Source organism: Microbulbifer pacificus (assembly GCF_033723955.1).
GTDB lineage: Bacteria > Pseudomonadota > Gammaproteobacteria > Pseudomonadales > Cellvibrionaceae > Microbulbifer > Microbulbifer pacificus.
The window spans coordinates 3,378,301-3,400,646 of record NZ_CP137555.1 but is presented as its reverse complement, the minus strand read 5'-3'; the positions used below and the strand labels follow the sequence as shown (position 1 = coordinate 3,400,646).

The following is a 22,346-nucleotide window of genomic DNA, read 5'->3' as shown; positions in this document are numbered from 1 at the left end:
GGAGGGAAATTCAGCTGACTTTTTCGCCGTGTGCCTGCTTGTCGGCGTGGTAAGAGGAGCGCACCATCGGGCCGCAGGCGGCGTGCTTGAAGCCGATTTGCTCGGCGTAGCGGCGGTACTCTTCAAACTCGTCCGGGTGCACGTAGCGCTGTACCGGCAGGTGCTCCTTGCTCGGCTGCAGGTACTGGCCAATGGTGAGCATGTCGATATCGTGGGCGCGCATGTCGTCCATCACTTCGAAGATTTCCTCGCGGGTCTCACCGAGGCCCACCATCAGGCCGGATTTGGTGAGTACGTCGGGGCGACGCTTTTTGTATTCCTGCAACAGTTTCAGCGACCACTTGTAGTTGGCGCCGGGGCGGGACTCGCGGTACAGGCGCGGCACGGTTTCCAGGTTGTGGTTGAACACGTCCGGGGCCTCGGCCTCGAGGATGTCCAGCGCTACTTCCATACGGCCGCGGAAGTCCGGGGTGAGAATTTCCACCTGCAGGTTCGGCGACAGTTCGCGAGAGCGCTTGATACAGTCGGCAAAGTGCTGGGCACCGCCGTCGCGCAGGTCATCGCGGTCCACGGAGGTGATGACCACATAGCGCAGGCTCATGGCGGCAATGGCTTCCGCCAGGTGCTGGGGTTCGTTCGGATCCAGCGGGTTCGGCTTGCCGTGGCCCACGTCGCAGAAGGGGCAGCGGCGGGTGCAGATCTCGCCCATGATCATGAAGGTGGCGGTACCGCCACTGAAACACTCGCCCAGGTTAGGGCAGCTGGCCTCTTCACACACGGTGGCGAGCTTCTGCGAGCGCAGGATGCTCTTGATGCGATCGACTTCCTGGGACGCCTTGACCGACGGCACCTTGACGCGAATCCAGTCCGGCTTGCGCAGCAACTGGTCGCTGGCGATCACCTTCACCGGGATACGTTCAACCTTGTCGCCATCGCGCAGTTTTTCCCCCTGCTGCAGGCGGCGGGTGCGTTTTACCGGGCTGATTTCCGGGGCCGCAGTTTCCACCGCGGCCGAGGTGGCGATGATTTCCGGCTTGTCGGCATCAAAACGTTCAGACATTGCTTGTTCCTGATGGTGCAGCGGACGCTGTTCCGGGCACCGCAAAAAGGTTCTCGTCTACCGGCTGCCACTGGGCCTCCGGCAATTGCAGCCTGCGCGCCAGCGCGGCGACAAATTTCTCTGCCACACCCGACCACTCCGGGGTTGGCTGGATCAGCTCCGCCATCTGCACCATCTGCATGCCCGCATAGCCGCAGGGATTGATGCGCAGGAACGGCGCCAGGTCCATATTGATATTGATCGCAATCCCGTGGAAGGAGCAGCCACGGCGCACGCGCAGGCCAATGGAGGCGATCTTGTTGCCCGCGCGCAGTCCCTCGGTGAGATACACGCCGGGGGCATCGGCGCGAGGCGCTGCAGCGATGCCGTATTCCGCGAGCATATCCACGGTGGCGTCTTCCAGTGCACTCACCAGGTCGCGCACGCCGATCTTGCCGCGGCGCAGGTCCAGCAGTGGGTAAACCACCAACTGCCCCGGGCCGTGGTAGGTGACCTGGCCGCCGCGGTCTACCTGTACCACCGGGATGTCGCCGGTGTTGAGCAGGTGCTCCGCCTTGCCGGCCTGGCCCTGGGTGAATACGGGGGGGTGTTCAACGCACCAGATCTGATCCCCGGCCTCATTGCCGCGGGTATCGGTGTAGTGGGCCATGGCGCGCCATACGGTTTCGTAATCGCGCCGGCCCAGATTGCAGATCGCCGGTGCCGGCACCGATATAGCAGCACCCATCACAGCACCATATGCACGCCCGGGTGGGCCTTGAGTTCTTCGAACAGAGCCTTCAGCTGCGGCTCGCCGGTGGCGATAATGAAGAAGGTCATGGAGGTGAAGCGCCCGTTGCGGCTCGGCGTGTGCTTCAGCCTGGATTCATCCAGGTCCGGCACATGGCGGCGCATGACTTCGAGCACGAATTCGTGCACATGGCCTTCGCTGTCGCGCACGACTTTGACCATGTAGTCTTCACAGGGAAATTCGATTTTCGGGGGCTGCTGTTCTGAATCCTGGGTCATACCACACTCACAGGGCCGCAGGTCGGAAGTGGAGACGCGGGGCGAACCCAGCGGGGATTGCGGCCGGGCGGCGATTATACAGTGCCGACAGGGGGCTGGACAGGGAAGAAAGATTGCAGGAGAAACGGCTTTGAAGAGAACCCGGCGGCAGATGCCGCCGGGATAGTGCGTATATTTTCAGTATCTGTTACTGAAAGAAGCCCATCACAAAGCGCTTGATGGAGTCCCACAGACGCTTGAAGAAGCCGCCCTCTTCCACATCTTCCGCCACCACCGCAGGTACGTCGGCAACGGTCTGCCCGTCCAGGGTCACGATCACTTTACCTACCTGCTGGCCCTTGGCCAGGGGCGCTTTCAGCTCGCCATCGACGATCAGGTCGGCCTTGATGCTCTCTTCACCGCCGCGGGGGATGGTGACGAAGACGTCGTTCTGCACCGCTACGCCCACGGTGTCGGCCTTGCCACCCCATACGCGCTCGGTCTGCAGTACGTCGTTGGCACCATACACCTTGTGGGTCTGGAAGTAGCGGAAGCCGTAAGCCAGCAGTTTCTGGGTCTCGGCGGCGCGTTTCTCATCGCTGTCGGTGCCGACGACCACGGAAATCAGACGCATACCGCGTTTGACCGCAGAGGCCACCAGGCAGAAACCGGCCTCTTCGGTGTGACCGGTCTTGATGCCGTCGACCGCAGGGTCGCGCCACAGCAGGCGATTGCGGTTGGGCTGGTTGATGCCGTTGAAGCGGAAATACTTCTCGGAGTAGAGCGCGTAGTGAGACGGGTGGTCGTTGATCAGCGCGCGCGCCAGGGTAGCCAGGTCGCGGGCGGTCGTCATGTGACCCTCAGCCGGCCAGCCGGTGGCGTTCACGAAGTGGGTGGAGGTCATGCCCAGACGCTCGGCCTGCTGGTTCATCACCTCGGCAAATACCTCTTCGCTCCCGGAAACGTGCTCCGCCAGCGCGATGCTGGCATCGTTACCGGACTGGATGATGACCCCGCGCAGCAGGTCGATCACCGGCACCTTGTCGTTGACCTTGACGAACATCTTGGAGCCGCCCATGCGCCAGGCTTTCTCCGAAATATTCACCGGATCCTGTTCCTTGATGGCGCCTTTATCCAGCTCTTCCGACACGATGTAGCTGGTCATCATCTTGGTCAGGCTGGCCGGGGGAATCTGCTTGTCGGCGTCCTGCTCTACCAGCACCTGGCCGGTGTGGGCGTCGATCAGAATGTAGGCTGTCGCCGCCAGCTGTGGCGGTGCGGGAATCAGCGGTTTATCGGCCTGGGCCACACTACTGGTGCTGACAATCACGAGCAGGCAGGCAAATAAGCGTTTGAACATGGGTGTCTCTTTATCCTTGCGTTCAATGGGTGTCAAAATTCCGGCTCCCGCCGGAATAAGCGTTGCGGGTGGAACGGTTAGTCCACCACGACCTGGGGTTGTCCGAATTGCTTCTGCTCTACGGACTCCCGCAATGCGGCCAGTACCCGCTGCTGGGCGATGGGCCCAATACGCACCCGGTAGAGCATTTTTTCTCCGCTCTTGACCGGGCTGACGAGTACAGGATAGCCGAATGCAGCGGCAAGCTGGCCGCGGATATCTTCCGCCTGGCTCGCTGAGCTGTACGCGCCAATCTGCAGGTAAGTGTTCTCCGGCAGTTTGAAACTGGCGTCCTGGGGCAATCCCTTGCGCGCAGCGGCGTCTTTTTCCACCGCCAGCGTCTGGGTAGCACTTGGCAGGCTGTCCGGGTCCAGGGCTTCTACCTCCACCCGTGCCGTACCGTTATTCAGGTAACCGAGCTTCTGTGCGGCGGTGTAGCTGAGATCGATGATCCGCCCCGGCACGAAGGGACCGCGGTCGTTGACCCGCACAATGACGCTGCGGCCATTGTCCAGGTTGGTCACCTTCGCATAACTGGGCAGTGGCAGTGTTTTGTGCGCCGCAGACAGGGCGTACATATTGTAGACCTCGCCATTCGCGGTTTTACGCCCGTGAAATTTGGTGCCGTACCAGGAGGCGCGGCCGCGCTCACGGTAACCCTTAACTTTGTTCAGCACTTTGTAGCGAACGCCATCCACTACATAGGGCGATTTATTTCCGGCGACACCGATGGGCTCGCGCACCGGCGTCACTTCCGGCGTGGCCAACATATCCACCGGTATATCCGGGTAACCGTCACGGAGCTGGTCAAACGGGACTTCACCCTTGTCCGCGGGCTTATCCGCGGTCTTCACTGGCACGTTGCTGCAGGCGGTGAGTAATGTCAGCAAAAAAGCAGCGCTAACCCGGGCTGCGCCCAGGGCAATTGTTTTTTTCATGGCTTCCCCCCGGTGCAGGACAAACAGCGCCCACAACCGCGATTTTCATACTCGTTATTCGAGTTTTTAGTTTTAGCCGGTGCCGGACACTGTATCGGTCCCCGGCGCGTTTTAATACTTTAGATTGTGAAGGCTGTCGCCGAAATCAGGAGCGTCCACCGCGCGCCTTGATGATTTCCTGGCCCAGTTCATACACCGCCATGGCATACAGGCGGCTGTGGTTGTACCGGGTAATGGTGTAGAAATTATTCAGCCCAATCCAGTACTGTTCCCCATCCCGGGTATCCAGTGAAAACACATTGGCGGGCATTTCCTTGGTTACCTGGGCGGTGGTGGGGAAACCCTTGGCTTCCAGTTCGCCCACGGTCCATTTCGGTTCCAGGTCATCGTTGACGATGGTCATGTCCGCATTCGGCGCCGGCTGGGTGATCACGGTCACCGGCTCGCCGGCTTTCCAGCCGTGCTCGACAAAATAATTGGCGACGCTGCCGATGGCGTCTTCGGTATCGGTCCAGATATCCACACGGCCGTCACCGTTAAAGTCCACCGCGTAGTGACGATAACTGGAGGGCATAAACTGCCCGAATCCCATGGCACCGGCGTAAGAGCCTTTCAGTGAGGTGGGGTCGATTTTTTCATCCCGGGTCAGCAGCAGGTAGTTTTCCAGTTCCTTGGTGAAAAACTTGGAGCGCCGGGGATAATCGAAGGCCAGGGTGGAAAGCGCATCCAGCACCCGGTAACTGCCCATATTGCCGCCGTAACGGGTTTCCACGCCGATGATGGCGACAATCAGCTCCGGTGGCACACCGTATTTTTCTTCCGCCTTTTTGAGCGCTTCTGCATTCTTGTCCCAGAAGTCCACACCGCCATGAATACGGGCGCTGGTGATGAAAATCTCGCGGTATTCCTTCCAGGGTTTGGCCTTTTCCACCGGGCGCTTGATTGCGTTGAGAATGGAGTCCTTGCGCTTGGCCTCCTGCATCAGGGCCTGGAGCTCTTCGCGGTTGAAGTTGTGTTCGGCCACCATGTAATCCACAAAGGCCTGGGCCTGGGCGTTTTCACCATGCCCCTGCTCCTGCGCGCAAGCACCGAGGACAAGTCCCAAGCCCGCCAATAATCCGGTGGTCCACTTCAAAACAACCGCTCCTGTTCTCATAAGGTACTTCCGGCAACTTCTTTCGTTATTAGAATCAATTCGCTGTTGTGACTGCAAAAGCGCCAAAAAGTGGCACGATACACGACAAAAAATGAAGCCGGCCTGAACCGCTACTGAAACAAATCAGATTGCGGGTCAAAAAAGTACTCTGCGTCTTTCCGTGCTGATGGCCATCAGGATACCGAAGCCCGCCATCAGCGTGATTACCGAGGTCCCGCCATGACTCACCAGCGGCAGGGGTACCCCCACCACCGGCAACAGGCCGCTGACCATACCGATATTCACAAACACATACACGAAAAATGTGAGGGTGATACTGCCCGCCAGCAGGCGTCCGAAGACATGCTGGGCCGTAAAACTAATATAGATGCCCCGCGCAATGATAAGCAGATACAGGGTCAGCAGAATCAGCGCCCCGCGCATGCCCCACTCTTCCGCGAGTACGGCGATGATGAAATCCGTATGACTCTCCGGCAGGAAGTCCAGCTGTGACTGGGTACCTTCCATATAGCCTTTGCCCGCCCAACCGCCAGAGCCGATAGCGGCCTTGGACTGAAAGATGTTCCAGCCCGCACCGAGGCGGTCCGCATCCGGGTTGAACAGGGTGAGCACCCGCTGTCGCTGGTAGTCCCGCATGCCCCACATCCACATGGGCCAGGCGGCCAAAGCAGCCAGCAGCCCGGCGCTGCCAATCATTTTCCAGCTGAGGCCGGACAGATAAAGCGCGAAGATACCGGACGCCGCAATCAGGATAGACGTCCCCAGATCCGGCTGACGCACGATCAGCAGTGCGGGCACCCCGATAATCGCGAGTGCGCCCACGATAGTGAAGAGCGACGGCGGCAGCGTGCGCCGGTGCAGGAAGGCCGCCACGGAGATGGGCACTGCGAGCTTCAGCACCTCGGAAGGCTGGAAACGGAAACCGCCGATCTGCAACCAGCGCTGGGCCCCTTTGGCTCCCACCCCCACGAACAGTACCGCCACCAGCAGACAGCAGCCGCCGAGATAGAACCAGGGCGACCAGCGGCGATAAAACTCCAACGGGATCTGCGCCGCAATCACCATGCCGGTAAATGCCAGGCCCATAAATACTGCCTGGCGCTTTACGTAGTGGATTTCCTCGCCGGAGGCGCTGTACAGCACCACCAGACCCACCCCCGCCAGAATCAGCAACAGCAGCAACAGCGGCAGGTCGATATGCCAGCGACGGGAGAGACTCTCCGGGCGGCGCAGGCTGCTGCCCGCGTCCGGCAGCCGGTGCATATAGTCGCGACTAGCCACGGACGCGAACCTCCTCAAACGGTGTTGATGTCAGCGGCGCCATCGGCGGCCGCCAGGACGACAGGCCGGCGGTATCTTCAAACGGCCGCTGCATCCAGTCGGCCAGTACTTCCCGTGCCACCGGCGCCGCAACCCGGCCACCGCCCTCGCCGTTCTCCACCAGCACCGACACCGCGATCTGTGGGTCGTCCACCGGTGCAAAGGCGATGAACAGGGCGTGGTCCCGGTGGCGCTCCTTGAGTGCCTCCGAGTCGTATTTTGCCCCCTGGGCAATACCCACCACCTGCGCGGTGCCGGACTTGCCGGCCACCCGGAAATCCAGCCCGGCGCCGGCATTTTTACCGGTACCGGCCTTGACCACCTGCTCCATGCCTTTGAACACCAGATCCCAGTGTTCCGGGCGCGCCTCCACGTGGTGCAGTACTTCCGGCGGCTGTTCCACACCGTCGATGGCCATCACCATCTGCGGGCGGTAGTGGGTGCCGCGATTGGCGATGGTGGCGGTCATCACCGCCAGTTGCAGCGGCGTGGCCAGCACGAAGCCCTGCCCCAGAACCGCGTTCAGACTGTCACCCGGGTACCAGGCCGCGCCGCGTGCACCGCGCTTCCACTCCCGCGACGGGAAAATCCCCGGATACTCCCGCGGCAGGTCGATACCGGTCTTGTCGCCGAGACCGAAGCGGGTGGCGATGTCGTGCATGCCATCGATATTCCAGCGCGAAGCCATATCCCAGAAATACACGTCGCAGCTCTGCGCCAGCCCCTCGATCAAGTCGATGCTCTTGCCGTGGCCCCAGCGCTTCCAGTCGCGGTAGATGCGGGAATCGTTGGGCAGGCGGAAGAAACCGGGATCCGCAACACGGGTATTGGCGGTGATCACCCCGGCGGCCAGGCCACCGAGGCCCATCATCGGCTTCAAGGTGGAGCCGGGCGGGTACTGGCCCTGCACCACGCGGTTGAACAGCGGTACGTCGAGCGAGTCCCGCAGTTCGCTGTAATCCTTGAAGCTGATGCCGGTGACAAACAGGTTGGGGTCGTAAGACGGCTTGCTCACAAACGCCAGCACGCCGCCGGTCTTCACATCGATGGCCACCACGGCGCCGCGGTGTTCGCCGAGGGCATCGGTGGCCACCTGCTGCAGGCGGGTATCCAGGTGCAGGGTCAGCTCGGCGCCGGGCTTAGGATCATGGCGCTCCAGCACCCGCAGCACGCGACCGCGGGCGTTGGTTTCCACGTTTTCGAAGCCCACTTCCCCGAGCAGCAGGTCCTCGTAGGAGCGCTCCAGCCCCACCTTGCCGATGCTCTGGGTGCCGCGGTAGCGACGCACGTCCTCTTCGGAAAACGCGGAGAGATCCCGCTCGGCGATGCGCCCCACATAGCCGACGCTGTGGGCGAACAGTTCTGTTTCCGGGTAATAGCGCACCAGTTCTGCTTCCACGGACACCCCGGGGAGGCGGAATTCATTGACGCTGATGCGGGCGATTTCCTCTTCGGTTAGGCGATAGCGCAGGGGCACCGGCTCGAACGGGCGGCGGCGCTGCAGGCGACGTTTGAATTTTTCCACGTCGTCATCGTCCATCTGCACCAGATTGCCGAGCAGTTCCAGGGTGGCGTCCAGATCCTTGATGCGCTCGCGCACGATGGCAAGGGTGTAGCTGGCGCGGTTATCCGCCAGCAATACGCCGTTGCGGTCGTAGATCAGGCCGCGGGTGGGGGGCACCGGTCGCACCTGGATGCGGTTTTCGTCCGACTGGGTGCGATAGTTTTCGTAATTGACGATCTGCAGGTTGTACAGCCGCGCCACCAGTACGCCGAGCAGCGCCGCCACGCCGATGATGGCCACCAGCATACGGTTGCGAAACAGTCGCTGCTCGGTGTGATGGTCTTTGAAGCGCAGGTTTTCAGACATTTCGGTGAAGTGGGATCATCGGTGGCGCGAAAATGACCACGAAGTGTACACAAGTTTATCGTCCCTGCGGAGTCTCCTGCGCCTGGACATTCGCCCCGGCGGGACCGCGAGCCGGCAAAAGGAGCCTGCGCCAGCCGCTTAAGACAGGGGCTGCGCGCGCAAGTTCAACCGGATTTCGTCAAGCGCAGGTAGCCTGTATTCGCGGTCGGAAATACGGCCTGCCGGTGATCTGGTAAAAAATTATTTGTGGTAGGGATGCCCGGCCAGCAGGGTCCAGGCGCGGTACAACTGCTCTGCCAGCAACACCCGCACCAACGGGTGCGGCATGGTCAGTGCCGACAGCGACCACTTCTGGTTGGCCCGCGCCAGGCACTCCCTGGAAAGGCCATCGGGGCCGCCAATCAGCAGGCACACATTGTCGCCAGACATCTGCCAGCCCGCCAGCTCTTGCGACAGTTGCTCGGTGCTCCAGGCCTTGCCGGTAACTTCGAGTGCCACCACATGATCCCGCGCGCCAATCGCCGCGAGCATGGCCTCGCCCTCTTTCTGGCGGGCCTTCTCCACCAGCGCCGCGGCATTTTTCTGGCCGCGATTGCCAAGGGGAATTTCCACCATTTCCAGGGTCAGCTCCCGGGGCAGGCGCTTGGCGTACTCACCGTAGCCCTCCTGCACCCAGGCGGGCATCTTGCCGCCGGCCGCCAGTATCCTGATTTTCACCGACGATCAGTCCCGGTGCGGATCGCTGCCATCCGCGTTGTTGCGGGTGTTCGGGGTCATGGACCAGAGTTTTTCCAGGTCGTAGAAACGGCGGGTTTCCGCCTGCATCACATGCACCACCACGTCACCGTAGTCCACCAGCACCCACTCGCCGGTTTCCATCCCCTCGACGCCGATGGGGCGGAAGCCGGCTTCTTTGCCATCTTCCACCACGTTGTTGGCCAGGGACTTCACCTGGCGGTTGGAGGTGCCCGTGCAGATGATCAGGGTATCCATCACATCGCTGAGTTCGGATACGTCGAGGGCGGTGATGTCCTGGCCCTTGAGGTCTTCCAGTGCGTTTACGGCAATCGATTTGAGATCAGTCATAACACCTATATCTGGGGCCGAAGCCCCTGCTTTTAGCTCCGGTAGAGCTGATGAATCTGAATGTAGTTAAGTACCCGCTCCGGCAGCAGGAACTGCGCCGAGCGGCCGCTGGCGATCAGGCTGCGGATACCTGTCGCGGAAATCGGCAGCAGGGTCTGCTCCCTTACCAGGATGCGCCCTACCGAATGCCCGCGAATGTCGTCCATGGTTCCGCAGTGGCGGGCCAGCAACTCCGCCACCTCACCGTCCCGCGGCATGTGCCAGCCGGGACGGGTCACCACCACCAGGTGGGCCAGTTCCAGCAAGCGCTCCCAGCGGTGCCAGCCGGGCAGGCCGAGCAGTGAGTCGAGCCCCATGCAGAAGCTGATGGAGATCTCCTCCCCCAGCTCCTCCCGCAATCCTTCCAGGGTATCCACGGTATAGGTGGGTCCATCCCGCGCGAGTTCGCGATCGTCCAATGCGAGCTCGGGACACCCCTCCAGTGCCAGCGCCAGCATGTCACGCCGGGCCTGGGCACTCACCCGCGGCTCGGCTCGGTGCGCCGGCTGGTGGGAAGGCAGCAGGCGCATTTCGTCAAAGCCCAGCGCTTCCTTCAGTTCCAGCGCCATGCGCAGGTGGCCGAAGTGCACCGGGTTAAAGGTGCCGCCGAACAGGGCGAGAGTCTTCAACGAGCGCGGTAGCGCTGACGAAGGATTACTCATTGGCGGATGTGCCCGTCCCCGAACACGATCCATTTCTGTGAGGTGAGACCCTCAAGGCCCACCGGTCCGCGCGCGTGGATCTTGTCGGTACTGATACCGATTTCCGCACCCAGTCCGTATTCAAAACCGTCCGCAAAGCGGGTGGAGGCATTGACCATCACCGAGCTGGAATCCACCTCCGCCAAAAAGCGGCGCGCGCGGCTGTAGTCCTCGGTGACGATGGATTCCGTATGCCCGGAGCTGTAGCGCGCAATGTGGTCCATCGCCGCATCCATATCCGCCACCACCCGAATGGACAGTACCGGCGCCAGATATTCCGTGGCCCAGTCTTCCTCCGTGGCCGGCAGGGCCTGGGGCAGGATGGCGCAGGTCTTTTCACAACCGCGCAGCTCCACCCCTTTATCAATGTAGGCGCTCGCCAGTCGCGGCAGGAACTCCGCCGCTACCGCCTCGGCCACCAGCAGGGTTTCCATGGCGTTGCACACGCCATAGCGATGGGTCTTCGCGTTCAGTGCGATATTGAACGCCTTCTCCGGGTCGGCGCGGTCATCCAGGTATACATGACAGATGCCATCGAGGTGTTTGATCACCGGCACCCGCGCCTCGCGGCTGATGCGCTCGATCAGGCCCTTGCCGCCGCGGGGAACAATCACATCCACGTATTCCGGCATGGAAATCAGTGCGCCCACCGCGGCGCGGTCGGTGGTATTCACCACCTGTACTGCGGTTTCCGGCAACCCCGCCCGCTTCAGGCCGGCGGCGATGCAGGCGGCAATGGCGCCGTTGGAATACAGTGCCTCACTGCCACCGCGCAGAATCGTCGCGTTGCCGGACTTGAGGCACAGGCTCGCGGCATCGATGGTCACATTGGGGCGGGACTCGTAAATGATCCCCACCACACCGAGTGGCACCCGCATCTTGCCCACCTGGATACCACTGGGGCGGTATTTGAGGTCGCTGACCTCACCCACCGGGTCCGGCAGTTCCGCAATCTGAATCAACCCGTCGATCATCGCGTCAATGCGCGCATCGTTCAGTTCCAGGCGGTCCAGCAGCGCGGCGTCGAGGCCGTTGTTGCGGCCCCTTTGCATGTCTTTGGCATTGGCCGCCGCCAGTTGCGGTCGCTGAACATCCAGCTCGGCGGCGATGGCTTTCAGGGCGGCGTTTTTGCTTGCGGTATCAGCGCGTGCCATCAGGCGCGCAGCGGCGCGCGCGGCGCGACCCATGGCCTGCATGGTGGCTTCGGTACTACCTTGCCCATCTGCTTGTCCATCTGCCGGCACGGTTGTTGCGACACTGTCACTGACACTATTCACTGCTGATCTCCATTCAATTTACGCAAAAACGTATGGATCTGCCTCGATCCCACCCATTTTCCAAACACGCACATAAACGGCCCCCGGAAAACGGCCGCGCAGTATACCGTAACCTCGCGGGATTACTGCCCCCAAGAAATGCGTTTATGGGCTCCGACCGGCGCTGACACGCCCCAGTTTCTGGTGCAGGTAGGCGATTCCCAGCAGAGCCAGCCCCATGCCCATAAATGAGGCCACCCGCAGCAGCCCCTCGAGCCCGGACATATCCACCAGGAACAGTTTCACGATCACCAGCGCCAGCACCGCCATGCCTCCTCGGTAGCAACTGCGCCAGCCGCGCCAGCTGCCGAACAGGATGGCCGCCACCGCCAGCAACAGCCACACCGCCGAATAGGTGTACAACTCGCCGGTGGAGGCCGAAGTGTCAAGGCGGATATCCCCCTGCCACAGGTGGCGCACCTCCAGCGAAATCCAGATGAACGCGGCACATGCCGACGCCAGTCCCGCCGGCCGTCGCACCCCCGGCAGGTACCAGCGGCTCACCAGCCACGCCAGCAGCGCGGGACCGGCAAACGCCGGCAGCAACATGTTCAGCAGGGGCCGCTCGCCGATCGAACTCCAAACCCAGGGCTCGCTGATGGCGGTGGCCAGCAGAATCCCCACATAGTTGGCCACCGCCGCCAGTATCAGCAGTCGCCCGTAGCCGTCGTACCAGCGAGAGAAGCTGCCGGCCAACAGGCTCTTGCGGTAGTACACCAGCCCCAAGCCGGTAAACAGCCACATATTGATCACTGCCTCGGTAAAGCTGTAGTGCGCGGCAAAGGCGTGACCGTCGTACAGCCAGTAGCGGCTCTCTGCCCACAGCGCCAGTACCAGCAGATGCAACGCCGCCGCCTCGGCCCAGCGCACCAGTGCCGGTTGCCGGTCGCGCAGGATGCGGGTGGCAAGCCAGGTACACAGGACGGAACCGCCGTAGGTCCACAGCGACCAGTGGCTGTCGTCGCCGTAACTCAGCAGCCACGGATTCAGGGTCAGACGCACCACAACCAGCAACAACACCCCCTTCAGCAGCCAGCCCAGTGCCGGCATCTCGAACTTGCGGATGATCCAAGCCAGCGATACCGCCTGCAGCGCCAGCGCGAGTGTCAGGCTCGCCTGCTCGAGCCACAGGCAGGCCGCAAGGCTGTAGGCAAAATGCCCGCCGATAAACAGCCACACCACCATGGACTTGTGCCAACCCTGGCCCGCGCCGCGACTGCCGAGATACAGGAACACGGCGCCAAATACCGCCGCATACAGGCACCACCAGTAGAGCGGCAACCCGTCTCCCGCCAGTAAATAACCTACTGGCAACGACAGCAGTGGTGCCATCACCGCGAGCGACGCCCACCAGAAGCGGGCCAACCCGCGGCGGTAATTAAACAGGGCGAAAGCGGAAAACAGTGCGGCAGTAATCGCGAGAAATGCCAGGAACACGCCCTGCTTGTCCGGCGGCAGCGGCAGCAATTGCACTGGCAAACCCTCCCACCGGTCGAGGCGCCCCGCCAGCCACGCCGCCAGCTGCCCGAGCAGCAATAGCCAGGGCAGTGGTGCCAGCTGTGTGCGGCGGCGAGCGGCAATCAGCAGCACCAAAACCAGCGGACTCCACGCCCACAGCGCGGATGCCAGAGACGCAGACGGGAAGCCCTCGCGGAAAATAGACAGACACTGGGCTGTTAGCAGTAGCAGCAGACTGGGCAGCAACATCTGGGTGATCCTGGCGAATGCGGAGCTAATATCGCCCTCGCCGTCTCCCGCGTTCTGCTGCAGCAACCAGTCCCCGGGCACCACGGAAAGCAGCAGGTAAGCCAGTGCCGCCAGGTAGGGGCCGCGCCAGCCATCCGCCTGATGGCCCTGCAGCGAAATCAGCCACCACAGCAGCGCGCCCGCGAGCAGCCCGAGCCACAACCAGCTGCGGTAGACATGGCGCAGCAACAGCAGCACCGAGACGCTAATGATCACCGCGTAGACCATGGCGCCGACAACATTGCCGCCACCGGTGGACACCAGTACTGGCACCGAATAGGCACCGAGCATGCCAATCGCCGCCAGCACAGGGCCGTGCAAGCGCGCCAGCCACATGGTGAGCAGCGCCACCACCGCCAGCATGCCAAACGCCAGGCCGGGCTCAACCAAGTGATACAGGTGCACCGCCGACAGGATGGCGGCGAACGCAGTAATCGCGCCCCCCCCCGCCAGTGCGGCAAAGGTGGGATGGCTGCCGCCGGTTCGGCGGCGCAGCACTTCCGAGGCGATGTACAGCGCCAGTGCGGTGATCAGCCCCAGCGCCACCCGCACCCGCGGCCCCAGCAACCCCTGCTCAATGCCATAGCGCGCGAGAAAAATACCGGACAGCGCCACACAGGCACCGCCCAGCCACACCATCCAGTTCTGCTGTACACGCTCCCAGAACCCCTCCCGCAGGGGCGGAACCGCACGCGGGGCAGATTCCCCGGCGGTATCGGCAACAACATCATCCAAGTCCTGCTGCTTGTGCCGGCTGGTTGCCGCGAATTGGCCGGTTGCCGGTATATCAACAGACGACGGTGTCTCAACGGGGGCGATCACTATCGGCGGCGCCGCGACGCTTTGCGCCGCAGGTGCGATGGGGGGAGGTCCGCTCTCGGAAGAAGCTCCGGATGCGGACTCGACGGCGGCGCGCAGCCTGCGCACCTCGCCGCGCAGGCTTTTTACTTCGGCAAAGGCAAAAATGCCCATAAAGGACCCGACTACCACGGTCAGAAACAGCAGCACGCCGAGCAAAACCAGATTATCCATATATCCGCAAAACGTCCGTTTATGGTTATTTCAGTACTTGGTGTTTTTCGCAGCCATGCTCACAGGGGCATCCCGAGGAATTACTGCCGGGCCCACTGATCCAGATTGGCGGCGATATGTGCGAGGCGTTCCAGAGGATCGTGACTGGCCAGCAGTTCCAACCGCACCGCGTCATCCAGCGGCAACAATTGCGCCAGCTGCCACGACAGCGCCTCGGCACTTTCTACCGGGGCAAACTTCAGCGAGAGCACAGCGGCGTACTGCTTCAGTTCGTTCAGCACTGCGAGCAGGCCGTCGCAGCTTTCGGGTACCGGGTGGGGCTCTTCATCCGGCAGCCATTCCACATCTGCCATCAGCAGGCCATCTTCCTCGGGGTAGGTTTCCAGCACGCGAAATCGCGACTCCCCCACCACCTCGATGTGCAGCAACCCCTCCTCACCCTGACTCCAGTCGACGATACGCACATAGAGCCCGAGGGGCCAGACCTCCGCCGGCCCCACTTCGCGACCGCTGCGGATCAGCGCAACGCCAAAGCCGGTGTCGGTCTTGAGGGATTCGGTAACCAGGCGAAGATAGCGCTGCTCAAAGATCCGCAACGGCAGGGTCACGCCGGGAAACAGCGCCATGTGGAGAGGGAAAAGAGGAATCAACGACAAAATATCCGCCCCGAGATCAAGTCATACACAGCCCGTTGGGTCCTAAATTGGCCCGATAAGGCGACAAAGATACCACTGCTACCTGCCTCGTAAGGATAAGGTCACGAAGGTAAAACAGAAAACCGCGCCAGCTGTTCTATGCTGAAATCTATACGCGGATGTGAATCAAGAGGTACACCATGCGCTGGCGTAAGGGTCGCAGAAGTTCGAATGTGGAAGACCGCCGCGGAGAACCCTCCCCCGGCGGCGGCGGTGGCGGCTTGGGCGGCGGCCTCGGCAATCTGCTGGCGCTGGCGCCCTTCCTGCTCCGCAGCAAGAAAGGCTGGCTGATCCTGCTGGCACTGGCAGCCCTGTACTACTTTGGCGGCAATCTGTTTTCCGGCAGCAGGCACAGCGAACCGCCAAGTCTGGGACCAGAGAGCCAGACCGCCCCGGGCACCCAGGCGGGACCGGAAGATGAGGTCGCCCAATTTGTGTCGGTGGTGCTCGCAGATACCGAGGATACCTGGGGCAACCTGTTTCAGCAGGCGGGCTCGCAATATGTCACGCCCAAACTGGTGCTCTACAACGACGCCGTGCGCTCCGCCTGCGGTCTCAGTACTGCGGCTGTGGGTCCGTTCTATTGCCCGGGTGATGCCAAGGTGTACCTGGATCTCAGTTTCCTGAACGAGCTGAAACAGCTGGGGGCACCGGGCGATTTTGCCTTCGCCTATGTGATCGCCCACGAGGTGGGCCACCATGTGCAGAATCTGATGGGAACCTCAGAGAAAGTGCAGCAGGCGCGCATGCGCGCTGACAAGGTGACAGCCAATCGCCTGTCGGTGATGCTGGAATTACAGGCAGATTGTTTCGCGGGTGTCTGGGCATTTTACGCCCACCGCGACCGCAACATGCTGGAACCCGGTGATATCGAAGAAGGCCTACGCGCCGCCGCCGCCGTCGGCGACGATCGCCTGCAGCGCCGCACCGGCCACGTAGTCTCCCCGGATGCGTTCACCCACGGCAGCGCCGAGCAGCGCGCCTACTGGTTCAAGCAAGGATTTACCACCGGCGATGTGAACAAGTGCAATACGTTTGCCGCGCTGGCCGGGCAGTAACAAAACTTCTTTACTATTGGCCTGGCCGCTGAGCGCATCAGCCTCTATGCTTCCGCGCTTAAAATTTTTGTCATTCACTTAAAAAAGGAAGACCACTGTGCCAAGAGCAACAGCCCGCCACATTCTGGTAGATAGCGAAGCCCAATGTCTGGATCTGAAAAAGCAGATCGAAGACGGCGCGGATTTCGGAAAAATCGCCCAGCAATATTCCAAGTGCCCTTCCGGCCGCAGTGGCGGCGATCTGGGTGAATTCAGCCAGGGTCAGATGGTGCCGGAATTCGACAAGGTGGTTTTCAGCGGTGAGCTGAACAAGGTACACGGCCCGGTGAAAACCCAGTTTGGTTATCACCTGCTGGAAGTGACCAGCCGCTCTTAAAACTGAGCGATTCGAAGTTCGAACTATTCGCTAAGGTGCCGCTGACGGGGCAGCCTTGCGAGACCTTCCGCGAGAGGGACCTCGCGGAAGAGCCCCCATGGATGGGTTCACGGCGTGTTTCGCAAGGCTGCCCCGTTAGCGGCACCGTCACTGCAGTCAATTCAAACCACGATTTAACTTCTATTATTCGGCGCTAGTCTCAGCCTGCCATTCAAACAGGTTCATCTCGATAAAGAAGAAGGCGACCAGCCACAGGAAGGCATCCCAGAAATCCAGGAAGCTGCCGTTAAAGCCCCAGTAGATGGCGCATACCAGCAGGGTGAAATACAGCAGGCCCTTCACGATCTGCGAGTAGCGCATAACCGCATCGGACAGCTCGTGGCGCAGCTGCAACCAAACATCGAACGCCAGAATCGCCACCACCAACAGCCAGGCACCGGCGTTGATCACATCCACCCACGCCAGCCACTGAATCTCACGCCACACCGCCGCATCGCCCACAATCTGCGCATCCGCCAGACGCAGCAGGTGCACATCTGCCAGTTGGCCGCAGTTGGCCGCAGTGAGCGCCGTATAATCGTCCTGCTCCAGCACCATCGACCAGCCGCCGTTTGCCGCCAGGTCACAGGCACTGCCAGTCACCGGCAACAGGTGCGTAAGCGACACCATCTCCGAAAGGTAACCGTAAAAGGAATAGATGATGAAGAGATAACAGACCGCCGAGACCACATTCAGCAGCCACTTGGTACCGCCCTTCAATTTGGTATCCGACAGCACCCAGGTTTCCAGCTCGAACACCACCAGCAGCAGCACCCAGGCCAGGGTATCGATGAAATCGTTATACCCCTCAATGACCCTGCCAAGGCTGATGCCGTCGGCGAAGACGGTGCCCACGGCGGCGTGGTTTTCCAGAAAGAAGGCGTAGACGTTGTATGTCAGCAGACAGTAGACGGCGTATTTGAAAAGCTTGAACAGCGTGTAGCGGTTTACGGAAATTCCGGCCAAAGAGACCACCTCAGTCATTGGCGACGCACCTCGGATAACGTGTTTATTCTTTTGATGGCGTTATTTTTGTTTATAGACGCGTCAATATCGAACAATTATTCGGTTATTGCAACCACTAACCGGCCCCGTAGGCAGCTATGCGCCCACCGGGTTCCACTGCTGAGGTTTGCCGCCTGGTATGCCCGGCGCGCTGGAATCGCCGCTGACCGGTAACTTGGTACTTGCGGAATCCGCGCCTTCGGCCGCGCGCTTAACCGTTTCCGCCTGCGTTTTTTGCCGCTGGTGCTGTTCAACTTCCTGCCTGCGCTCGGCCACCGCACTTTCGCCCTCGCGATCGGCGGCGCCGTCGTCAAACAACCGGTCGAAACGCACTTCCGGGTCAGACCACTCGCCGTTGATGCGATAACTGACGCTGGCCACCCGGTCCACCTGTTTCTTGAACACCTTACTGATCAGGTAGACTCCCGCCGCCGCCGGCAGGCCGCCGGCGAGTGCGGCCACAAAGGCCAGGTTATTGCCCACCGGCAAGGTCGCTACCAGGGTCAGGTTCAGGTCTTCACGCTGCAGGTTCACCCGCCCCGCCATCTGCAACTCACTAGTGGGCCCCACTACCTGGATCGGTACCGCGATCAACAGCTCGCCGTCGCCCTCGAAATAAACCTCGCCGTGCACCTGGTCGAAGGTCAGGCCACTCTGCACCAGATCGGAAAAGTCCAGCCGCAGGCGCCGCGCCCAGGTGTCGAAATTGAACAGAGACAACAGTCGCAGCAGCGAGGTGCCGGCGTTGTCGCTGGCGCGCATAAAGCGGCCGTTGCGGATATCGATGCGGATCTCGCCGTTGAGACTGCTGGGGTTCACCATCGCCGGCGAACCTCTCCAGCGCAGTGCGGTATCGAATACGGCGCTGCGGCTTTCGATGGCCGCCTCCTGCCCCCAGGCCTGCAGCACATCCCCGAGGTTTTCACCGCTCAGGCGGCCGATAAATTGCGACGACTCACGGCCCGTTTCATCGCGCATCCACATCAGCTGCGCACCCAGGCGGTTTTCCGCTTCGCCGCGCCCTTCGATCCGGATACCGCGCATGGCACCGTGGATTTCGCTCACCACCAGCCGCTCGGCCGAAGGCCGCAGGCGGAAGGACCAGGGACCGAGGGACTCCTCACCCAGCCACAGTTCGTCGGTACTGAAATCCACCTTCGGCAAGCTGGCAAATTCGAATCCCTGCCAGCGGTCCACTGGAGGCGCAGCCTGCTCCGGGGCGGCGTCGCCCGCGGTCGTTTTTTCCTTCGCCATGGCCGGCAGCCGCAGATGTTCAAGCTTGACCTGTAGCGGCGTGCTGGAGTGCAGCATACCGCTGAGCTCACCGGTGGCGGTTTCGCTCTCGAACTGCAACTGCCAGTCCTCACCGACACCGCGACCACTTACATGGATATTGTCGATCTGGGTGGACTCGGAAATCCGCAGCAGATCGGTGCTGAGATCCAGGGTAATCGGCAGACGGCGGGAGTCGGCCATCTCGGTATCGGTAGCATCGGATGGAGCAGTGTCCCCGGTATTCTCCCCGGGCGGCGCGGCGGAGGCCTTTTCGTCGGCAGCGGATTTGTCGCCGGTATAGATCGACAGCGCATTTTGCCACGGCTGCAGATCCACCAATTGCAGGTCACCGATGATCGAAATACCCGGTGACGGCGGCAGTTTGGCCTCCGCGTTCAGGGCAATGGAGGCCCGTTCCAGCTGGCCATCGACCTGCCAGATCTGCCCCTGCAGATGCTCGCCATAGCTGAGGTGATACAGATTGCCCTGGTCGCCGATTGGCACCCGCAGCACGAAACGGGACTTCTGCCCCGCGGGCTTGGCCAGCGGAGCTGGCAGATTCACCGCCACCCGCTCCAGATCGGATTGCAGTTCCAGAATCGCGCCGTAGGGCTTCTGCTTGGCACTGGCGGGAATGGTGATACGCGCGGTGTAGTCGAGGGCGCCCTCGAGCCACTGCAATTCCGGGCGCCCGCTCCAGCGCTCAACACTCGCGGTCTCCGCCTGGCCGCGCACCACCACCTGGGTATCGCGCTCTTCGCCCTGCCCCAGGTGCTGGATGGACGCCTTCAGCGGCTGACCCCAGAGCTGGCCGCGGAACGCCGAACCCGCAAGGCCGTCGACACTGTGGTAGCGCACATTGCCGTTAAGGTGTTGGATATCGAGATTCAGGTTCTGCAGGGTCAGTTCCGCATCGCTCAACTGCAGGTCGATCTGCTGGCTGGGAGCAAAATCGGCGCCGCCCAGCGGCTGGGCAATGCGCAGGGTACCCTGCATATCCCCGCCCAGCTTCCAGCTGTCGAAGGCCTTGCCCAGTTTGTCCCGCAGCGGCGATTCCCGCAGCAGTTTGAGTCCGTCGGCCGCCGGGCCCGCCAGTTCCGCGCGCACATCGAGGCGCGATCCGGTTTGCTGCGGCGATACCCGCACGGAAACGTTGGCCCCATCCACATGCCAGAGACGCGCCCGCGGCGCCAGCACCAGTACATCGCGGTCGTTGATCCCGAGGTGTCCGTCTACATTCTCCGCCGCCGGCCAGCCCGCGGCATACTCCAGGCTGCTGCCGGTTATGTCCGCCTGCAGCTGCACCGTCTGGCGGAATTCGTGCTGCCCCAGGGCGAGCAAATTCTCTTTTTCCCCTTCGCGATAGCTGTAGCCGCGGTACACAAAGCCGGCACTGGGGATGCGGCCCTTGTTGTGCTTGCCGACACTCTGGTTCAGCCACTGGCGCAGATCCTCGCTCACTACAGTGGGCACCAGGTTGTGCTGCTCGTCGACGGCGACATCGCGCAGGCCGAGAGCGAGGGTAAAGTCCGCAGCGCGGCTGTGGGGGATCAGCGGAATCTGTAGCAGGAACTGGCCGCGGTAGGCGCTCGCCCCAGAAGTGACGCCGGCGGCGGGCGCCGCACTGAACTCCGCATGCTCTACCGGCGCAGCGTCCAGCATCAGTGGCCCGGAGTACACCGAAACGGTGTTGTGGTCGCGGTCGATATCCCAGGCCACGGTGCCGCGGGCGGCATCGAAGGAGAAAGGAGCCTCATACAACAACGGGAAGTGCGCGCTGAAACCCCGGCCGCTGTCGAGCTCCACGCGACCGCCCTGGCCATTGAGGGTCATGTATCCATTGACGCCGGTGACGGCTGGCGCGCCCAGGTGGGCACCTGCCGACACATTCTGCAGGTTGGCGGCCACACTGACGTCGCCATCGCGACGGGCCAGGCGCACGTTCATGAGTTCGCCGGTGGGCTCCAGTGCCTGTAACCACTCGTCGGCCTTTTCCGGAATCAGTTCCAGTACCCGCAGTACCCGGTGCCAGGCCTGCAGTTCAATCTGGTCCACCGCCAGCTCAAGATTGCCTTGCTGGTCGCCACTGGCCTGCAGGTTGACGGCAGGCACTTCCAACTGCTGCCAGTTGAGCCCCAGTTCCTGCAGTACCAGCTCCCAGGATTCGCCGGGACGCCAGCGGCCGGAAATATTGCTCGACAGCGCGTTCAGGGTTTCCAGCGCGCCGCGGGGTTGGCCGCCTGCATCAGATTGCCGTTGCTCGCCACCGGCGTCGCTCTGCGCCATTTGCGCGAGGCTCAGGTCACCCCGCAGGCTGTAGCCGTTTTTCGCATCGGAGCTCAGCCACAGGCGGCCACCGGCGAGTTTGCGCCCGGGCCAGTACAGTTTCTCCGGCAGCGGCGACAGCTGGTACAGCAGTCCTACCAGGTCCGCATCCACCATCAATTCGTTCAGCTGCGCGTAACCGCGCAGGGAAAATTCGTCGCTGCGGCGCGGGTTGCCGCGACCTTCGAGCACCAGGTGAAAACTCTCTTCGCCGCGGTGCAGACTCTCCATGGCGCCGGTGACATAGGCCCTTGCCACCAGGCGGTGAAAATTGCCGCTGTTCTCCAGCTGGATTTCCCGCAGGTCGACATTGGCGGACTGGCCGTCGCTGAGTACCAGGCCGAGACTGGCATCCCGCACCAGCACTTTCGGCCCCAGCTGGAAGATACGCGCCGGGTCACCGAGGCGCATGCCGGCGGTGTTGTGGGTACTCTGCTCATGGCTTGCAGCGCTCGCCAGCGGGAAACCCTGTACCTGCCAGCCGCCTTCCGCGCGCTGCTGCAGCTGTGCGGAGAAGCCGTCCACCTCCAGGTTCTTCCAGATGAGTTCACGGTTCCACAGACTGGACAGCAGATCGAGATGGAACAGACCGCGCTGCAGCTTCACCTGCCCTTCGGCGCCGATATTGAGACCGTCGATCTGCAGCGCCACTTCCAGCGCCTGCCAGCGCAGGGAAATATGCTCCAGCGCCACCGGTGCGCCGAGGCGTTGAGACAGCCAGTGGCTGATCTGCGGACTGTAGTTGCCAACTTGGGGCGATAGGATGCGCCCGGTCTGTACCAGGATCGCGAGCGAGATCAGCAGTGTGACCACCAGCAACCAGAACTTGCGGACACACCAGCGCAGCCACAACATCAGGCCCCACCTCCCCGGATGGTCCTGACGATGGCGTCACGCTGGCGGCGCGCACGAAGCGCGCCGGT

At 62.1% G+C, this 22,346-nt stretch carries 18 protein-coding genes; 2 read left to right on the top strand and 16 right to left on the bottom strand.

Features of this window, described 5'->3' with window-relative positions; genetic code table 11:
- Positions 1–10 precede the first annotated feature (10 nt).
- The 14 genes from lipA to R5R33_RS14405 all read right to left on the bottom strand — a co-directional run bounded on the left by lipA (position 11) and on the right by R5R33_RS14405 (position 15,300).
- Positions 11–1,060 (bottom strand): lipoyl synthase, encoded by a 1,050-nt coding sequence (gene lipA, locus R5R33_RS14470; protein ID WP_318953407.1) that lies wholly within the window; start codon positions 1,058–1,060, stop codon positions 11–13.
- Positions 1,053–1,787, bottom strand: coding sequence for a lipoyl(octanoyl) transferase LipB (lipB, locus tag R5R33_RS14465; RefSeq protein ID WP_318953406.1), 735 nt, complete (start codon positions 1,785–1,787; stop codon positions 1,053–1,055). The genes lipA and lipB overlap by 8 nt, the downstream gene beginning before the upstream one ends.
- Positions 1,787–2,068: an HP0495 family protein gene (locus R5R33_RS14460; protein WP_318953405.1), complete on the bottom strand. Its 282-nt coding sequence runs from the start codon at positions 2,066–2,068 to the stop codon at positions 1,787–1,789. The genes lipB and R5R33_RS14460 overlap by 1 nt, the downstream gene beginning before the upstream one ends.
- 187 nt (positions 2,069–2,255) lie before the next feature.
- Positions 2,256–3,407, bottom strand: coding sequence for a D-alanyl-D-alanine carboxypeptidase family protein (locus R5R33_RS14455; RefSeq protein WP_318953404.1), 1,152 nt, complete (start codon positions 3,405–3,407; stop codon positions 2,256–2,258).
- A 77-nt stretch (positions 3,408–3,484) separates the two neighbouring features.
- A complete protein-coding gene (locus tag R5R33_RS14450) occupies positions 3,485–4,384 on the bottom strand; it encodes a septal ring lytic transglycosylase RlpA family protein (RefSeq protein ID WP_318953403.1) in 900 nt (299 codons plus the stop codon).
- A 145-nt stretch (positions 4,385–4,529) separates the two neighbouring features.
- Complete coding sequence (mltB, locus tag R5R33_RS14445) at positions 4,530–5,519, bottom strand: lytic murein transglycosylase B (RefSeq protein ID WP_318953402.1); 990 nt, start codon at positions 5,517–5,519, stop codon at positions 4,530–4,532.
- Between the two features lie 156 nt (positions 5,520–5,675).
- Positions 5,676–6,821: a rod shape-determining protein RodA gene (rodA, locus tag R5R33_RS14440; RefSeq protein ID WP_318953401.1), complete on the bottom strand. Its 1,146-nt coding sequence runs from the start codon at positions 6,819–6,821 to the stop codon at positions 5,676–5,678.
- Positions 6,814–8,730, bottom strand: a complete 1,917-nt coding sequence (gene mrdA, locus R5R33_RS14435; protein ID WP_318953400.1) for a penicillin-binding protein 2 — start codon at positions 8,728–8,730, stop codon at positions 6,814–6,816. The genes rodA and mrdA overlap by 8 nt, the downstream gene beginning before the upstream one ends.
- A gap of 240 nt (positions 8,731–8,970) precedes the next feature.
- Positions 8,971–9,447: a 23S rRNA (pseudouridine(1915)-N(3))-methyltransferase RlmH gene (rlmH, locus tag R5R33_RS14430; protein WP_318953399.1), complete on the bottom strand. Its 477-nt coding sequence runs from the start codon at positions 9,445–9,447 to the stop codon at positions 8,971–8,973.
- A gap of 6 nt (positions 9,448–9,453) precedes the next feature.
- On the bottom strand, positions 9,454–9,816 hold the full coding sequence (gene rsfS / locus R5R33_RS14425) for a ribosome silencing factor (protein WP_318953398.1): 363 nt from the start codon (positions 9,814–9,816) through the stop codon (positions 9,454–9,456).
- A gap of 32 nt (positions 9,817–9,848) precedes the next feature.
- Entirely contained in the window at positions 9,849–10,517 is a 669-nt protein-coding gene (gene nadD, locus R5R33_RS14420; RefSeq protein ID WP_318953397.1) for a nicotinate-nucleotide adenylyltransferase, read from the bottom strand.
- Complete coding sequence (locus R5R33_RS14415) at positions 10,514–11,800, bottom strand: glutamate-5-semialdehyde dehydrogenase (RefSeq protein ID WP_318955744.1); 1,287 nt, start codon at positions 11,798–11,800, stop codon at positions 10,514–10,516. Before R5R33_RS14415 ends, nadD begins: the two co-directional genes overlap by 4 nt.
- Positions 11,801–11,977: 177 nt before the next feature.
- A complete protein-coding gene (locus R5R33_RS14410; protein WP_318953396.1) occupies positions 11,978–14,650 on the bottom strand; it encodes a DUF2339 domain-containing protein in 2,673 nt (890 codons plus the stop codon).
- Between the two features lie 80 nt (positions 14,651–14,730).
- A complete protein-coding gene (locus R5R33_RS14405) occupies positions 14,731–15,300 on the bottom strand; it encodes an LON peptidase substrate-binding domain-containing protein (protein ID WP_318953395.1) in 570 nt (189 codons plus the stop codon).
- 185 nt (positions 15,301–15,485) lie between these two features.
- On the opposite strand from R5R33_RS14405, the gene ypfJ reads away from it, so the two are divergent.
- Positions 15,486–16,403 (top strand): KPN_02809 family neutral zinc metallopeptidase, encoded by a 918-nt coding sequence (gene ypfJ, locus R5R33_RS14400; RefSeq protein WP_318953394.1) that lies wholly within the window; start codon positions 15,486–15,488, stop codon positions 16,401–16,403.
- 97 nt (positions 16,404–16,500) lie between these two features.
- On the top strand, positions 16,501–16,779 hold the full coding sequence (locus R5R33_RS14395; RefSeq protein WP_318953393.1) for a peptidylprolyl isomerase: 279 nt from the start codon (positions 16,501–16,503) through the stop codon (positions 16,777–16,779).
- A gap of 183 nt (positions 16,780–16,962) precedes the next feature.
- On the opposite strand, the gene R5R33_RS14390 is transcribed toward R5R33_RS14395, so the two are convergent.
- Complete coding sequence (locus R5R33_RS14390) at positions 16,963–17,802, bottom strand: hypothetical protein (RefSeq protein ID WP_318953392.1); 840 nt, start codon at positions 17,800–17,802, stop codon at positions 16,963–16,965.
- Positions 17,803–17,919: 117 nt separating this feature from the next.
- Complete coding sequence (locus R5R33_RS14385; protein ID WP_318953391.1) at positions 17,920–22,278, bottom strand: YhdP family phospholipid transporter; 4,359 nt, start codon at positions 22,276–22,278, stop codon at positions 17,920–17,922.
- Between the last annotated feature and the right edge of the window lie 68 nt (positions 22,279–22,346).

Excerpts from the sequence above, each read along its gene's own strand:
- lipA (WP_318953407.1), bottom strand. The coding sequence starts at position 1,060 with ATGTCTGAACGTTTTGATGCCGACAAGCCGGAAATCATCGCCACCTCG.
- lipB (WP_318953406.1), bottom strand. The coding sequence starts at position 1,787 with ATGGGTGCTGCTATATCGGTGCCGGCACCGGCGATCTGCAATCTGGGC.
- R5R33_RS14460 (WP_318953405.1), bottom strand. The coding sequence starts at position 2,068 with ATGACCCAGGATTCAGAACAGCAGCCCCCGAAAATCGAATTTCCCTGT.
- R5R33_RS14455 (WP_318953404.1), bottom strand. The coding sequence starts at position 3,407 with ATGTTCAAACGCTTATTTGCCTGCCTGCTCGTGATTGTCAGCACCAGT.
- R5R33_RS14450 (WP_318953403.1), bottom strand. The coding sequence starts at position 4,384 with ATGAAAAAAACAATTGCCCTGGGCGCAGCCCGGGTTAGCGCTGCTTTT.
- mrdA (WP_318953400.1), bottom strand. The coding sequence starts at position 8,730 with ATGTCTGAAAACCTGCGCTTCAAAGACCATCACACCGAGCAGCGACTG.
- rsfS (WP_318953398.1), bottom strand. The coding sequence starts at position 9,816 with ATGACTGATCTCAAATCGATTGCCGTAAACGCACTGGAAGACCTCAAG.
- nadD (WP_318953397.1), bottom strand. The coding sequence starts at position 10,517 with ATGAGTAATCCTTCGTCAGCGCTACCGCGCTCGTTGAAGACTCTCGCC.
- R5R33_RS14410 (WP_318953396.1), bottom strand. The coding sequence starts at position 14,650 with ATGGATAATCTGGTTTTGCTCGGCGTGCTGCTGTTTCTGACCGTGGTA.
- ypfJ (WP_318953394.1), top strand. The coding sequence starts at position 15,486 with ATGCGCTGGCGTAAGGGTCGCAGAAGTTCGAATGTGGAAGACCGCCGC.
- R5R33_RS14390 (WP_318953392.1), bottom strand. The coding sequence starts at position 17,802 with ATGACTGAGGTGGTCTCTTTGGCCGGAATTTCCGTAAACCGCTACACG.
- R5R33_RS14385 (WP_318953391.1), bottom strand. The coding sequence starts at position 22,278 with ATGTTGTGGCTGCGCTGGTGTGTCCGCAAGTTCTGGTTGCTGGTGGTC.